Origin of the sequence: Actinomadura kijaniata, assembly GCF_014138665.1 — a bacterium.
Taxonomy (GTDB): domain Bacteria; phylum Actinomycetota; class Actinomycetes; order Streptosporangiales; family Streptosporangiaceae; genus Spirillospora; species Spirillospora kijaniata.
In genome coordinates this window covers 124,657-137,619 of record NZ_JACJIA010000017.1, presented here as the reverse complement: position 1 = coordinate 137,619, position 12,963 = coordinate 124,657, and the positions used below count along the sequence as shown (strand labels likewise).

15 protein-coding genes are annotated in these 12,963 nt (G+C 73.3%); 8 read left to right on the top strand and 7 right to left on the bottom strand.

Annotated features, from left to right (window positions below; all coding sequences use genetic code 11):
• Positions 1–2 precede the first annotated feature (2 nt).
• Together HNR61_RS41450 and HNR61_RS41445 are read right to left on the bottom strand one after the other, a co-directional pair.
• Complete coding sequence (locus HNR61_RS41450; protein WP_182848614.1) at positions 3–1,094, bottom strand: CaiB/BaiF CoA transferase family protein; 1,092 nt, start codon at positions 1,092–1,094, stop codon at positions 3–5.
• Between the two features lie 102 nt (positions 1,095–1,196).
• Positions 1,197–1,400, bottom strand: a complete 204-nt coding sequence (locus HNR61_RS41445) for a hypothetical protein (protein WP_182848613.1) — start codon at positions 1,398–1,400, stop codon at positions 1,197–1,199.
• A 185-nt stretch (positions 1,401–1,585) separates the two neighbouring features.
• On the opposite strand from HNR61_RS41445, the gene HNR61_RS41440 reads away from it, so the two are divergent.
• Both HNR61_RS41440 and HNR61_RS41435 read left to right on the top strand, forming a co-directional pair.
• Positions 1,586–3,304, top strand: coding sequence for an LLM class flavin-dependent oxidoreductase (locus HNR61_RS41440; protein WP_182848612.1), 1,719 nt, complete (start codon positions 1,586–1,588; stop codon positions 3,302–3,304).
• A gap of 299 nt (positions 3,305–3,603) precedes the next feature.
• The gene (locus HNR61_RS41435; RefSeq protein WP_220510417.1) at positions 3,604–4,104 is read left to right on the top strand and encodes a hypothetical protein; all 501 of its coding nucleotides are present in this window, start codon (positions 3,604–3,606) and stop codon (positions 4,102–4,104) included.
• A gap of 17 nt (positions 4,105–4,121) precedes the next feature.
• Here the strand turns inward: HNR61_RS41435 and HNR61_RS41430 are convergent, their stop codons facing one another.
• The gene (locus HNR61_RS41430) at positions 4,122–5,069 is read right to left on the bottom strand and encodes a phosphotransferase enzyme family protein (protein ID WP_182848611.1); all 948 of its coding nucleotides are present in this window, start codon (positions 5,067–5,069) and stop codon (positions 4,122–4,124) included.
• Between the two features lie 84 nt (positions 5,070–5,153).
• Between HNR61_RS41430 and HNR61_RS41425 the strand changes: the two genes are divergently transcribed.
• Positions 5,154–5,693, top strand: a complete 540-nt coding sequence (locus HNR61_RS41425) for a chorismate mutase (RefSeq protein WP_182848610.1) — start codon at positions 5,154–5,156, stop codon at positions 5,691–5,693.
• A gap of 8 nt (positions 5,694–5,701) precedes the next feature.
• Here HNR61_RS41425 and HNR61_RS41420 read toward each other — a convergent pair whose 3' ends face one another.
• Entirely contained in the window at positions 5,702–6,130 is a 429-nt protein-coding gene (locus tag HNR61_RS41420; protein ID WP_182848609.1) for a hypothetical protein, read from the bottom strand.
• A 118-nt stretch (positions 6,131–6,248) separates the two neighbouring features.
• Here HNR61_RS41420 and HNR61_RS41415 point away from each other — a divergent pair, with 118 nt between their 5' ends.
• Positions 6,249–6,629 carry a VOC family protein gene (locus HNR61_RS41415; RefSeq protein ID WP_182848608.1) on the top strand — a complete coding sequence of 127 codons (381 nt, stop codon included), beginning with the start codon at positions 6,249–6,251 and terminating at the stop codon, positions 6,627–6,629.
• On the opposite strand, the gene HNR61_RS41410 is transcribed toward HNR61_RS41415, so the two are convergent.
• The gene (locus tag HNR61_RS41410) at positions 6,613–7,098 is read right to left on the bottom strand and encodes a pyridoxamine 5'-phosphate oxidase family protein (RefSeq protein ID WP_182848607.1); all 486 of its coding nucleotides are present in this window, start codon (positions 7,096–7,098) and stop codon (positions 6,613–6,615) included. The genes HNR61_RS41415 and HNR61_RS41410 overlap by 17 nt on opposite strands.
• Positions 7,099–7,183: 85 nt before the next feature.
• Positions 7,184–7,888, bottom strand: coding sequence for a DUF2625 family protein (locus HNR61_RS41405; protein ID WP_182848606.1), 705 nt, complete (start codon positions 7,886–7,888; stop codon positions 7,184–7,186).
• A 113-nt stretch (positions 7,889–8,001) separates the two neighbouring features.
• Here HNR61_RS41405 and deoC point away from each other — a divergent pair, with 113 nt between their 5' ends.
• The 3 genes from deoC to HNR61_RS41390 all read left to right on the top strand — a co-directional run bounded on the left by deoC (position 8,002) and on the right by HNR61_RS41390 (position 11,342).
• Positions 8,002–8,943 carry a deoxyribose-phosphate aldolase gene (gene deoC / locus HNR61_RS41400; protein WP_182848605.1) on the top strand — a complete coding sequence of 314 codons (942 nt, stop codon included), beginning with the start codon at positions 8,002–8,004 and terminating at the stop codon, positions 8,941–8,943.
• A 2-nt stretch (positions 8,944–8,945) separates the two neighbouring features.
• On the top strand, positions 8,946–10,376 hold the full coding sequence (locus HNR61_RS41395) for an aldehyde dehydrogenase family protein (protein ID WP_182848604.1): 1,431 nt from the start codon (positions 8,946–8,948) through the stop codon (positions 10,374–10,376).
• A 108-nt stretch (positions 10,377–10,484) separates the two neighbouring features.
• Entirely contained in the window at positions 10,485–11,342 is an 858-nt protein-coding gene (locus HNR61_RS41390; protein WP_312898345.1) for an aldehyde dehydrogenase family protein, read from the top strand.
• On the opposite strand, the gene HNR61_RS41385 is transcribed toward HNR61_RS41390, so the two are convergent.
• Positions 11,339–12,445 (bottom strand): hypothetical protein, encoded by a 1,107-nt coding sequence (locus HNR61_RS41385; RefSeq protein ID WP_182848603.1) that lies wholly within the window; start codon positions 12,443–12,445, stop codon positions 11,339–11,341. The genes HNR61_RS41390 and HNR61_RS41385 overlap by 4 nt on opposite strands.
• 179 nt (positions 12,446–12,624) lie before the next feature.
• Here HNR61_RS41385 and HNR61_RS41380 point away from each other — a divergent pair, with 179 nt between their 5' ends.
• Entirely contained in the window at positions 12,625–12,870 is a 246-nt protein-coding gene (locus HNR61_RS41380) for a DUF2630 family protein (protein WP_182848602.1), read from the top strand.
• Positions 12,871–12,963: the final 93 nt, after the last annotated feature.

Sequence of the window (12,963 nt, the reverse complement as noted above, 5' to 3'; positions counted from 1 at the left end):
AATCACTCGATATTCCAATCCGTGGACAGCCAGCCCTGCCCTCGGTGCTCATCCAGCTCTGCCGTGGTCTTCGGCGGCGACGCCACGACCGGGCGGACCCCGTCGCGATCCCGGGCGAACGGGACGACGCGGACGACGTCGCCGACGGTCCGGGTGGGGGAGGTGACGCCGCGTTCGCGGAAATGAGGGTGGGCCAGCATCTCCGCGCGGGTCAGGACGGGGGCCACCGGCGCCCCGGCGGCGGTCAGGCGCTCCAGCGCCTCGTCCCGGGTGAGGCGGGCGACCGCCGCGGCGACGGCCTTGTCCAGCTCGGCGACGCGGGCCAGGCGTTCGGGGAACGGCACGTCGGCGTGCTCGGCCAGGCCGAGGGCTTGGCAGGTCGCGGACCAGAGGCGCTGCTCCGACACCACGCCGAGGGTGACGCGTTCGCCGTCGGCGGTCGCGTAGACGCCGTAGCCGGGGACCGGGCCCGTGCCGTCGGCGGGACGGGAGGACTCCGGGACGGTGGCGACCCAGTGGGCCACCACGTCGGCCATGGCCAGGTCCAGACGGCTGCCGACCCCGGTCGCGCGGGCCCGCAGCACCCCCGCGGTGATCGCGAACGCCGCCATCGTCGCCGCCGCCATGTCCGCCACCGGCAGCTCGTCGGCGGTGGGCGGGGGAGCGTCGGGCCCGAGGGCGGCGGCGTAGGCGCGGTAGTTGACGTCGTGCCCGGGAACGTCCCGGAGCGGCCCGTCGGCCCCGTAGCCCGACAGGGAGCAGTAGACGATCGCGGGGTTGAGCGCCCGGACGGCGTCGGGGCCCACCCCGAGCCGGTCGGCGACACCGGGCCGGAAGCCCTCCACGAACACCTCCGCCCCGGCGGCCAGCCCCAGGCAGCGTTCCCGCCCGGCGGCGGACTTCAGATCGAGCGCGACGCTGCGTTTGCCCTGGTTGAGCAGGTCGAAATGGGAACGGAACACCCGCATGGGCTCCCCGCCGGGCGGCTCCACCTTGACCACGTCCGCCCCCTGTTGCGCCAGCAACTGGGTGGCGTACGGCCCCGGCCGCCACATCGTGAGATCCAGAACCCGCAACCCGTCCAGCAGCCCCATCACATCTCCTCCCGCACCCGCCCAAGGTGCCGCCTCCGCAAAGCATCAGTCAAGCGAGCGATTGGTTGGTCCGCGCGAGGGCAAGGGTCGCCCGGAACGGGGCTAGCCGCTGAGCAGGCCGCCGATCCATATCGTGATCGCGATCGCGCCGACCACGACGAAGACGGTCATGAACGGCAGACCGGTGACGCCGGAGATCACCAGCGCGACCCCGGCGACGATGATCACCGGGACCAGGACGGCGATCGCGAGGGCGAAGGCGCCGATCACGCCGAGAACGATCAGGATGACTTCCAGGATCTCCATCGGCGGCGCCTCCGTCGTGGTCCGGGGCCGACGCGTTGACCCCATGGTGGGCCGAGAACGGCGGACCGGGAAGCCGTCGCCCCTCGTGCGCGCGACCGCGGGCGGCCGGTGGGGTCGTTGACGGGGTGTCCAATGCGGGGGACGCTGGCGGGGGCGGGTGGTCGATGGTCCGGAGGGGGTCCGCGATGCGGTTTTCCATCTTCTACGAGCACCAGTTGCCCCGGCCCTGGGACGAGGGGGCGGAGGCGCGGCTCTACCGGGACGCCCTGGAGCAGGTCGAGCTGGCCGACCGGCTCGGGTTCGACCACGTGTGGGAGGTCGAGCACCACTTCCTGGAGGAGTACTCGCACTCCTCGGCCCCGGAGGTGTTCCTGGCCGCGGCGTCGCAGCGGACGCGGCGGATCCGGCTGGGGCACGGCATCGTGCAGCTCCCGCCGAACGTCAACCACCCCGCCCGGGTCGCCGAGCGCGTCGCCACGCTCGACCTGGTGTCGGGCGGGCGCGTCGACTTCGGGACCGGGGAGTCCAGCTCCAGCGCCGAGCTCGGCGGGTTCGGGGTGCGGCGGGCCGACAAGCGCGAGCAGTGGACGGACGCGATCGACGCGATCACCCGCATGTTCGTGGAGGAGCCGTTCGCCGGGTGGCGGTCGCGGTGGCTCCGGATGCCGCCGCGCAACGTCGTCCCGAAGCCCGTGCAGAAGCCGCACCCGCCGCTGTGGGTGGCGTGCTCGCGGCGGGAGACGATCGAGTTCGCGGCGCGCAACGGGATCGGGGCGCTGTCGTTCTCGTTCGTCGAGCCCGAGGACGCGGGCCGCTGGGTGGACGCCTACTACCGGATCATCGAGTCGGAGGAGTGCGTCCCGGCCGGGTTCGCGGTGAACCCCAATGTCGCCGTCGTGCTGCCGATGATGCTCCACGAGGACGAGGCCACCGCCATCGAGCGGGGCATCGACGGCGCGCACTTCTTCGGGTTCGCGCTGGCCCACTACTACGGCACCACGCCGCATGACCCGGGGCGCACCGACATCTGGGACGCGTTCCAGCGGCGGCGCGCCGCCCAGGGGTTCGACCGCGACCAGATCATCGCCAACGCCGAGGCGCTGCGGGTGAACGTCGGCTCGCTGCGCGGCGCGGTCGGCACCCCCGACCAGGTCGCCGACCTGATCCGCCGGTACCAGGCGGTGGGGGTGGACCAGGTCTCGTTCGTGCTCCAGTCCGGGCCGAACCGGCACGAGCACATCATGGAGGCCCTGGAGCTGTTCGGGAAGCAGGTGCTGCCGCGCTTCACCGAGGGGCGGGAGGAGCGGGAGGCGGCCAAGGCGGAACGGCTCGCGCCCGCGATCGAACGCGCCCTGGCCCGCCGCGACCCGCCCCGCACCCTGCCGCCCGGCTACCGCATCGACGAGGAGGCCGAGATCCTGCGGGCGCGGCGGGCCGCGCGGCGGCCCGCCGACCTGCGCTCGACGCTGTCGGCGGCGCGGTCCGGCGGGCGGCGGCGCGTCCAGCGGGGGTTCTACCGGCTGGTCCACGGAGCGCCGGACGAGCGGATCGAGCGGCGGTTCGGCACGCGGGCGCAGCGCGTCTTCTTCGCCGGGATGGCGCGGGCCTTCGACCCGGCGATGGCGGGCGGGTTCCAGGGGGAGCTGATGTTCCGGCTGACCCGCCGGGACGGCACGGCGACGGAGTGGACGATCCGGGTGGCCGGCGGGAGGGCGCGGTCCCGGCCGGGCCCGGCGCGGGAGCCCGCGCTCACGGTGACCGCCGCGACCGCCGACTTCCTGCGGGTCCTGGCGGGCGACGCGAACCCGGCGACGCTGCTGATGGACGGCCGCCTGAAGCTGCGGGGCGACGTCGAGCTGGCCCCGCGCCTCAGCGAGATGTTCGGCGGGCCGTCACCGTACTGAGGAGGGGGCGCCCGCCTTCACCCCCGAGGAACGCGGGCGCCCGTTCTGTGTGACGACGCGTTCCGGGCTCTGGTTCGAAGGATCTTCGGAGCGATACGGTTCGCGGCGATGTTCACCCCTACCGAACCCCCGGTCTTCACCCGCCTCAAGGCGGCCGAACGCGTCCTCATCGCGGGCGCGGGCGGCGGCTTCGACGTGTACGCGGGCCTCCCCCTGGCACTGGCGCTGTGGGCGCAGGGCAGGACGGCCCACCTGGCGAACTTCTCGTTCGGCTTCATCGAGTCCCTGCCGTCGAGGACATGGCGAGCCTGGCGGCGGTGCACGGCCTGGACGTTCCCGAGAAGCTGGTGCTCAGCCTGGGCTTCGGCGTGGACTCCTACCACGGGATCAGCCACGTCCACGTGCTGGAGAACCTGGCGGCGCTGGACCGGGAGGGGGCGTACCTGGGGGCGTTCTCGATCCCCCGCGACAGCCGGGAGGCGGCGCTGTACCAGGACGCCGTGGCCTACGCCGCCGAGGCGACCCCGGACCGCCCGAGCATCGTGCACGGCTCGATCGCCGCGGCGCTGCGCGGCGAGTTCGGCGACGTCCGCCTCACCGACCGCACCCGCGGCGGCGAGCTGTTCGTCAACCCGCTGATGGCGATGTACTTCGCGGTGGACCTGGACGCCCTGGCGAACCGCCTGCTGTACCGCGACGCGATCGAGGAGACCTACCTGACCCGGCAGATCGCCTCGATCATCGAGGACTACCGCGCGTCCCACCCGAAGACCCGGCCGCCCCGCCAGTACCCGCACTGACCGGCCGGGCCCGGGGCTCATCGCTCGTGGGCGAGGTTCCGCAGGGTCTCCACCAGGCCGTTCCAGCCCTCCTCCATGTCCGGGGAGCGGACGTGCGGCGAGCGGAACCAGTCGGTGTACACGCACGTCTCCTCCAGGTCCCAGCGGAGGCGGTACAGGCACAGCGCGGCCGGGTCCGGGGCCCGCCCGGAGATCTCGGCGTAGCGGGCCAGGTCGTCGGGGCCCCGCACGACCGACCACAGGTCGCGTTCGGGCGGGGCCAGCCCGGCGGTGTCCCAGTCGACCAGCGCGTAGCCGCCGTCGTGGGAGAGCAGGTTGCCCGGGTGGGGCTCGCCGTGGGTGACGACGGGCGCGCCGTCCAGCTCGGTGACCAGGGCGTCGAACTCGGCGAGGCGCTGCCGCAGCACGGGCGCGTACTCGCGCAGCAGGTTCCGCGCGGGGTCGGAGAACGGCCCCTCCGCCCATTGCAGGCTCCCGGCCAGGGCCTTCTCCAGCAGGCCGCGCAGCCCCAGCTCCGGGCGCAGGACCGGGGCGGCGGCCGGGGGCCGCTGCCGGTGCAGCACCGCCAGCAGGTCGAGGACGTCGGCGCGCTCCCGCGGCGTCCACTCCCGGCCGAACTCCCCGCAGACGCCGTCCAGGAACGGGAACACGCTCACCGCGTACCGCGGCCCCAGCGGCCGGACGGTCTGCCCGGCGGGGGTCGGCAGCGGCGCGACCACGAAGTCGAGGCCGTCGCGTTCCCGCAGCTCGTAGGCGGTGTCCATGGCGGCGCGCAGGCCGTCCAGCGTGTCGCCCTTGGTCACCAGGTCCGCGACGGTCACGAACCACCTCCGGTCGGCCTCGGCGACCCAGTGGTGGTCGCCGAACCCGACCGCGGCGTACGTCAACGAGACGTCGCCGAGCCCCCACTCGCCCAGCGTCCGCAGCAGTTCTTCCTCGCGCAGGTCCTCGGGTCGCTCCAGCATGTCTCCACGTTAGGCGAGCATGATCAATGGGTGTCGGAGACCCGCGCGCCCGATCCGGCATCCACGACGCCAGGGAGGACATCCATGCCGTTCCCCGCCGCCGCGCTCGGCTGCGCGCTGCTGACCGCCGTCCCGCCGGGCCCGGCGTCGCTCGGGCCGCTGGTCGGGCTGTCCGCCGAACGCCTCGCCGTCGCCGACCGGGTGGCCGCCGCCAAGTTCGGCACCGGCCGGCCGATCGACGACCCGGTCCGGGAGCGGCAGATCCTCGACGAGGTCGCCGGGCGCTCGGCGCGGGCGGGCGTCGATCCGGTACGGGCCGTCGCGATCTTCCGCGACCAGATCGAGGCGGGCAAGCTCGTCCAGCGCGCCCTGTTCCGCCGCTGGACCGCGCACCCGGACCGGGCCCCGAAGACCCGTCCCGACCTCGACACCGAGGTCCGCCCCGCGCTGGACCGCCTCACCGTCGAGATCCTCGACGCCGTCAGGACGTCCGGGAAGGCCAGCGCGGGCCCGTCCTGCCGGCCCCGCCTGGCGGCGGAGGTCACGCGCGCCGGACGCGCCCTGGACGCCCCGCACCGCGCCGCCCTGGTCCGCGCGGTCGCGTCGGTCTGCGTGCCGCGGTAGCGGCCGGGCTACCCCCTGCGGCCGTTCAGCAGGTCCTCAAGGACCAGGCCCGCGCCGATGCCGAGCATCCACACGTCCTTGGCGACGGGCAGGCCCTGCTCGGTCGGGCGCAGGCCGCCCTCCTCGCGCATCCCCGGGATGCGCAGGTACATGCCGACCAGGCCGCCGGAGAACGCCGCCAGCGCCGCGCCCGCCACGAACGACGGGACCACCGGCAGCAGCAGCGCCGCCCCGACGGCGATCTCGGCCCGCGACAGCGTCCGGACGAACTCCTCCGGGTCGCGCGACCCCAGGAACGGGTACGCGGTCGAGGCCATCCCGTGCAGCGCGGCGGCGGTGTCCTTGTCGGCGTTCCGCTTGCTGAGGCCCGAGTTCAGGATGAACGCCCCGGTGGCGAGGCGCGGTGGAAGCTGGTGGAGACGTGGACGGAATCTCATGATCACCTCGTGGTGGGAACCTGCCGTGCCCTCCCTTCCTTCCGCACCCGCGCCGCGACTATGCCTCCGCCGGAAGGCCGCTCGCGGTTGGCGCCCCACGGATGGGTAAAGACCCGGCATGGCCTGCCGAATCAGCGAGATCGTCCTTGACTGCGCGGACCCGGAGCGGCTGGCGGCGTTCTGGTGCGAGGTCCTGGGCTACGCGGTGCTCCGACGCGACGGCGACGACATCGAGATCGGACCGCCGGAGGGCTCCGGCGGGCTCCGGCCGGTGCTGGTGCTCAACCGTTCCGACGACCCCCGCCCCGGCAAGCCGCGCCTGCACTTCGACGTCAACGCCACCGACCGCGACCAGGAGGCCGAGCTCGACCGGCTGCTGGGTATCGGGGCGCGGCCCGCCGACGTCGGCCAGACCGGCGAGGAGGACTGGCACGTCCTCGCCGATCCGGAGGGCAACGAGTTCTGCCTGCTCCGCCGCCGCGTCAGCGAGGTCCGATGACCGCCATGCGCGGCTTGAAGTCCTTGGGCACGTCCGACCCGTCGAGCACCTGGACGCGCGTCGCGTCCAGCCGCAGCGGGGTGAACGCCGGGTCCCGCGGCCCCGACAGCCCGAACCCGGCCAGGTCGTACCCGAGCGGCGGCGGCGCGGTCGTGATCAGGTCCCACACGTGCTGCCTGGCCCCCTGGTCCTCCACCCACGACGCCACGGCCTCGCCGAGCACGGTGTCGTGCGAGGGCGTCCAGTAGGAGAACGCCACGTGCGGGTTCGCCGCCAGGTGCCGGGTCTTGACCGGCGTCCGCCCCGTGAAGACCCAGCCGACCGGCCGCCCGTCGACGACCTCCCAGACCGGGTGCAGGATCCGGGACCGGGGCCGCCCCTCGGGGGAGACCGTCGTCACCGTGCACCACACGATCTCCCGGGTGAAGCGCAGGAACGGTTCCTCCAGGTCGGCGAAGCGCTCCGCCATGCCACCTCCTCAGGGCCCGCCTCCACCCTCGCCGACGGGCCCGCCGGGGACAAGCGGCACCGGCGCGGCGCGCGGCCGGACGGGGTCAGAACGCGCCCAGGAAGCCCGGGTCGCGTTCCCCCAGCGTCGCGCAGCAGTGCCCGCTGAGGCTCAGGAGCTCGCGCATCGGGACCGGGCGGCGGGTCGTCTTCGGAAGGTTCTGTTGGGCCTCAGCCGACCAGAGAAACGGATAGACCGTAATCCCCTCCGTCGGGGGCAGCGCGGCGATCTCCTCGCGCCAGTCCGGCCATCGGAGCGTTCCGTAGAAGTCGTCCAGCGGGCCCTCCAGCAGCCACGCCAGCCAGTCGCCGTGCCCCACGTCCAGGGGCTCCCAGCGCAGCGCGTCCGGCGCGAAGTAGATCACCTCGCCGGGCTGTCCGGGGCGGCCCGCCGCGGCCGGGTCGATGCCGTTCAACGCGAACACCCCGCCCAGCACGTCGTGCGCGACGACCAGGCCCTCCGCCGGGTCGCGGCCCTCGTCGAACGCGTTGACCCGGCCCAGGCCCGGAAGCCCCGGCCCGCCGCCGCCGTAGACCCGCACCCAGCCGTCGTCCAGCAGCAGGCCGCCGCAGTTGAGGATCAGCGCCCCCAGCCACGACCGGGCCGTGACCTGGAGCTGGAGCAGGCAGGTGCGCGCGCCCTCCGGGTCGGGCTCCAGGACCCGGAGCGGAACGGCGGCCGCGGCGAGGCGGTCCGACAGCGCGGGCCAGGCCGGATCGGGGACGTCGGTCAGTTCGGGGAGAGGGCGCATTGACTGAGAATTTCACGAACCGGTGCGACGACGTTGATATCCCACACGGGGTTGTGACCGAAACGGGATTGGGCCGGTTTTGTTCCCAGCCGATCGTGGGTGATGCTGGGGACGTGTCAACGGAGACTCTCACCAGCGCGCCCGCCAGCGGGGCCGAGCTGCGCGCTTTCCTGCACGGGTTGCCTGGTGTCGACCAGGTCGGGGCGGACGAGCGCGCCGCCCGGCTGGCGACCCGTTCCATCAAGAACGACGCCAAGGCCCAGGCGATCGACATGGCCATCACCATGGTGGACCTCACCACCCTGGAGGGGGCCGACACGCCGGGCAAGGTCCGGGCGCTGTGCGCCAAGGCCGCCCGGCCGGACCCGTCCGACCCCGACGTCCCGCGGGTCGCGGCCGTCTGCGTGTACCCCGACATGGTGGAGCACGCGGTCGGCGCCCTGGAGGGGACCGGCATCGGCGTCGCGAGCGTGGCCACGGCGTTCCCGTCCGGACGGGCGCCGCTGGAGGCCAAGCTGGTCGACACCCGCGCCGCCGTCGCGGCCGGGGCCACCGAGATCGACATGGTGATCGACCGGGGCGCGTTCCTGGCCGGCGACTACCTCAAGGTGCACGAGGAGATCGTCGCGACCAAACAGGCCTGCGGCGACGCCCATCTGAAGGTCATCTTCGAGACCGGCGAGCTGGTCACCTACGACAACGTGCGCCGCGCGTCCTGGCTGGCCATGCGCGCCGGGGCCGACTTCATCAAGACCTCCACCGGCAAGGTCTCGCCCGCCGCGACGCTGCCCGTCACCATGATCATGCTGGAGGCGGTGCGCGACTTCCGCGCCGCGACCGGACGCATGGTCGGCGTCAAGCCCGCCGGCGGCATCCGCACCACCAAGGACGCCATCAAGTACCTGGTGCTGGTGAACGAGACCGCCGGTCCCGACTGGCTGACCCCGAAGTGGTTCCGCCTGGGCGCGTCCAGCCTGCTCAACGACCTGCTGATGCAGCGCCGCAAGCTGACCACCGGCGTCTACTCCGGTCCCGACTACTTCACGCTGGACTGACCATGAACTTCGAGTACGCGCCGGCGCCCGAGTCGCGGGACGTCGTCGACATCAGGCCGTCGTACGGGCTGTTCGTCGACGGTGAGTTCACCGACGGCCACGGCGAGCCGTTCAAGAGCATCAACCCGGCGAACGAGGACGTCCTCGCCGAGATCGCGAGCGCCGACCAGGCCGACGTGGACCGCGCCGTCAAGGCCGCCCGCCGGGCCTACGACAAGGTGTGGGGCCCGATGCCGGGCCGGGAACGCGCCAAGTACCTGTTCCGCATCGCCCGCCTGGTCCAGGAGCGGTCGCGCGAGCTGGCCGTCCTGGAGTCGATCGACAACGGCAAGCCCATCCGCGAGTCCCGCGACGTGGACCTGCCGCTGGTCGCCGCCCACTTCTTCTACTACGCCGGCTGGGCCGACAAGCTCGGCCACGCGGGCCTCGGCGCCGACCCCCGGCCGCTGGGCGTCGCGGGCCAGGTCATCCCCTGGAACTTCCCGCTGCTCATGCTCGCCTGGAAGATCGCCCCGGCGCTGGCGTGCGGCAACACCGTCGTGCTCAAGCCCGCCGAGACGACGCCGCTGACCGCGCTGGCGTTCGCGGAGATCTGCCGGCAGGCGGACCTGCCGCCGGGCGTCGTCAACATCATCACCGGCGCGGGCGACACCGGCCGGGCGCTGGTCGAGCACGCCGGGATCGACAAGGTCGCCTTCACCGGCTCCACCGAGGTCGGCAAGCAGATCGCGCGCTCGGTCGCGGGCACCCGCAGGAGGCTGACGCTGGAGCTGGGCGGCAAGGCCGCCAACGTCATCTTCGACGACGCCCCCCTCGACCAGGCCGTCGAGGGCATCGTCAACGGCATCTTCTTCAACCAGGGCCACGTGTGCTGCGCCGGGTCCCGCCTGCTGGTGCAGGAGTCGGTGGCCGACGAGCTGCTGGAGCGCCTCAAGCTCCGCATGCGGACGCTGCGCGTGGGCGACCCGCTCGACAAGAACACCGACGTCGGCGCCATCAACTCCGCCGCCCAGCTGGAGAAGATCCGCGAGCTGGCCGGCGCCGGGGAGCGGGAGGGCGCGACCCGGTGGGCCCCGGACTGCGCGCTGCCGCAGCGCGGGTTCTGGTTCGCGCCGACGGTGTTCACGGGCGTCGCCCAGTCGCACCGCATCGCCCGCGAGGAGATCTTCGGGCCGGTGCTGTCGGTGCTGACGTTCCGCACGCCCGCCGAGGCCGTCGAGAAGGCCAACAACACCCCCTACGGCCTGTCCGCCGGGGTCTGGACGGAGAAGGGCTCGCGCATCCTGTGGATGGCCGAACGCCTCCGCGCCGGGGTGGTGTGGGCCAACACGTTCAACAAGTTCGATCCGGCGTCGCCGTTCGGCGGCTACAAGGAGTCCGGCTTCGGCCGCGAGGGCGGACGGCACGGGCTGGAGGCGTACCTCAATGCTTGAGCGTGCCCGCGAGGGCTGGACTGAGGAGTGCAGGGAGCTTGCGACCGGAACGACGAGGGAAGCCCTCGCGTATGAGGGCGCGCGAAGCGCCGAGCGGAGGCGAGGCAGGTGAGCACTGATCGTCTCGCGGTGCGCAAGACCTACAAGCTGTTCATCGGGGGAGCGTTCCCCCGCTCGGAGTCCGGCAGGTCGTACGTGGTGAACGACGCCAGGGGCAGGTTCCTCGCCAACGCCTCGCGGGCCTCCCGCAAGGACGTGCGCGACGCGGTCGGCGCGGCGCGCAAGGCGTTCGGCGGATGGTCGTCGCGCACCCCCTACAACCGGGGGCAGATCCTCTACCGGATCGCCGAGATGCTGGAGGGCCGCCGCGCGCAGTTCACCGACGAGCTGCGCGCCGCCGGGCTCGCCAAGAACGCGGCGACGGCCGAGGTGGACGCGGCGGTCGACCGCTGGGTCTGGTACGCGGGCTGGGCCGACAAGCTCGGCGCGGTCGCGGGCTCAGCCAACCCGGTCGCCGGGCCGTTCTTCAACTTCTCCACCCCGGAGCCGACCGGCGTCGTCGGGATCGTCGCGCCGGACTCGCCGCTGCTCGGCCTGGTGTCGGTCGTCGCGCCCGCGATCGTGTCGGGCAACACCGCGGTCGTCGTCGCGTCCGAGCCGTCGCCGCTGCCCGCCATCACGTTCGCGGAGGTGCTGGCGACGTCCGACCTGCCCGGCGGTGTCGTGAACCTGCTCACGGGCCGCCGCGCGGAGCTCGCGCCGTGGCTCGCCTCGCACATGGACGTCAACGCCATCGACCTCGCCGGAGCCGAGGAATCGCAGGTCAAGGCGCTTGAGGAGGCCGCGGCCGACAACCTCAAGCGGGTGCTTCGGCCGGTGCCGGGCGACTGGTCGGACGAGCCCGGAACGGAGCGGATGACCGCGTTCCTGGAGACGAAGACGGTGTGGCATCCGGTGGGCGTCTAGTGCCGCAAACGGTGAAGTGTGTGTAGAGCTGCGACAAGTGTGGAATAGATCTCCCCGTAACTGATCATCACGGGGGGTAGATCAGTGCCTACCACTACGACACCGCGCGCTACCAACAGCCGTACCTCGGCGAGCCGCGCGAAGAGCAGCACCGGGAAGACCACGACGGCGGCGAAGAAGCCCGCCGCCAAGCGGACCAGCGCCGCCGCCAGGACGACGGCGGCGCGGTCCGGGGTCACCGCCAGCGCGACCGGACGGACGTCCGCCAAGAAGGCGACCACGTCCCGGTCGGGTGCGGCGGGAACGAAGACGGCCGCCGCGAAGAGGACCTCCGCGGCCAAGTCCACCGCGGCGAAGGGCGGCTCCACCGCCTCCGCCGCGAAGAAGACCACGACCGGAGCCCGCGGCTCGGCGGGCGCGGCCACCAAGGTGACCGCCGCGGCCAAGCAGGCCAAGACCGCCGCGACGCAGATGAAGTCGGTGGCGAACAAGGCCGGCACCGCGGTCAAGGGCATGACGGCCATGACCAAGGCGATGACCACCGCCACCAAGGCGATGGCCGACGCGGCGAAGGCGATGGACGCCGCCGCGAAGGTCATCAGCAAGAACGCCGAGACCGCCAAGAAGTCGACCTCCACCGCGAAGAAGACCACCGCCGGGAAGACCTCGGCGGCCAGGTCCACCACGGGGAGGACGACGGCCAAGGCGAGCACGGGCAAGGCGAGCACCGCCAAGGCGGGCACGTCCAAGGCGGGCGCGTCCAAGAAGAGCGGCACCACCGGGTCGTCGACCACGCGGAAGACCACCGCGCGGAAGACGACGACGGCCCGCAAGCCCGCCGCGAAGAAGGCCTCGGCGGCGGCGAGCGGGGGCCGTTCCACGGTGACCGCCCGCACCGGCGCCCGGAAGGCCGGCACGGCCAGGAAGGGGAGCACGGGCCGGACGGCCGCCGGGAAGACGACGGCCGCCCGGAAGACGACGTCCGCGAAGGGCACGACGGCGCGCAGGTCCGCCGCCAGGTCCAAGGCCGCGCCGAGCGGCTCGGACAGCGGGATGATCAACCACTCGTCGACCGGTGACGGCGGCTTCCTGAACGGCGTCACCGGGAGCCGGACCTGACCGAGGACCGCGACGACGCGAGGCTCCTCGGTCGGATGCCCGTCGCGGGGGTCCGGGGGAACGTCCCTCCGGATGCGACACTGACCGACGACCCAACCGGCGTCGGAGCCCCCAGCCGCGAGCGGGGACGGGGCTCCGGCCGGACACGAGGAGCGGAGGACCCATGGAGGACAAGGAGATCCTGGCCAGGATCGGCGACCTGGTGGAGGAGGAGCAGCGGTTGCGCGACCGCCTCCAGCAGGGGGAGCTGTCGGCCGAGGAGGAGCAGCAGCGACTCCGGACCGTGGAGGTCGCCCTCGACCAGTGCTGGGACCTGCTGCGGCAGCGCCGGGCCCGCCGCGAGAGCGGCCAGGACCCCGACGACGCCCAGGTGCGGCCCGGCGGAGAGGTCGAGGGGTACCTGCAGTGAGCGTTCTCCGGTCGGCGTGACCGCGCCTTCGCCGGCGTCGACGAGGTCAGTCCCCAGCGGCTCCGGGGACTGGCCTCGCCGACGTTCCGCCGT

What these genes read in the sequence shown, in the direction of transcription:
- HNR61_RS41450 (WP_182848614.1), bottom strand. Translation starts at nt 1,094, where the DNA reads ATGGGGCTGCTGGACGGGTTGCGGGTTCTGGATCTCACGATGTGGCGG.
- HNR61_RS41445 (WP_182848613.1), bottom strand. Translation starts at nt 1,400, where the DNA reads ATGGAGATCCTGGAAGTCATCCTGATCGTTCTCGGCGTGATCGGCGCC.
- HNR61_RS41440 (WP_182848612.1), top strand. Translation starts at nt 1,586, where the DNA reads ATGCGGTTTTCCATCTTCTACGAGCACCAGTTGCCCCGGCCCTGGGAC.
- HNR61_RS41435 (WP_220510417.1), top strand. Translation starts at nt 3,604, where the DNA reads ATGGCGAGCCTGGCGGCGGTGCACGGCCTGGACGTTCCCGAGAAGCTG.
- HNR61_RS41430 (WP_182848611.1), bottom strand. Translation starts at nt 5,069, where the DNA reads ATGCTGGAGCGACCCGAGGACCTGCGCGAGGAAGAACTGCTGCGGACG.
- HNR61_RS41425 (WP_182848610.1), top strand. Translation starts at nt 5,154, where the DNA reads ATGCCGTTCCCCGCCGCCGCGCTCGGCTGCGCGCTGCTGACCGCCGTC.
- HNR61_RS41420 (WP_182848609.1), bottom strand. Translation starts at nt 6,130, where the DNA reads ATGAGATTCCGTCCACGTCTCCACCAGCTTCCACCGCGCCTCGCCACC.
- HNR61_RS41415 (WP_182848608.1), top strand. Translation starts at nt 6,249, where the DNA reads ATGGCCTGCCGAATCAGCGAGATCGTCCTTGACTGCGCGGACCCGGAG.
- HNR61_RS41410 (WP_182848607.1), bottom strand. Translation starts at nt 7,098, where the DNA reads ATGGCGGAGCGCTTCGCCGACCTGGAGGAACCGTTCCTGCGCTTCACC.
- HNR61_RS41405 (WP_182848606.1), bottom strand. Translation starts at nt 7,888, where the DNA reads ATGCGCCCTCTCCCCGAACTGACCGACGTCCCCGATCCGGCCTGGCCC.
- HNR61_RS41395 (WP_182848604.1), top strand. Translation starts at nt 8,946, where the DNA reads ATGAACTTCGAGTACGCGCCGGCGCCCGAGTCGCGGGACGTCGTCGAC.
- HNR61_RS41380 (WP_182848602.1), top strand. Translation starts at nt 12,625, where the DNA reads ATGGAGGACAAGGAGATCCTGGCCAGGATCGGCGACCTGGTGGAGGAG.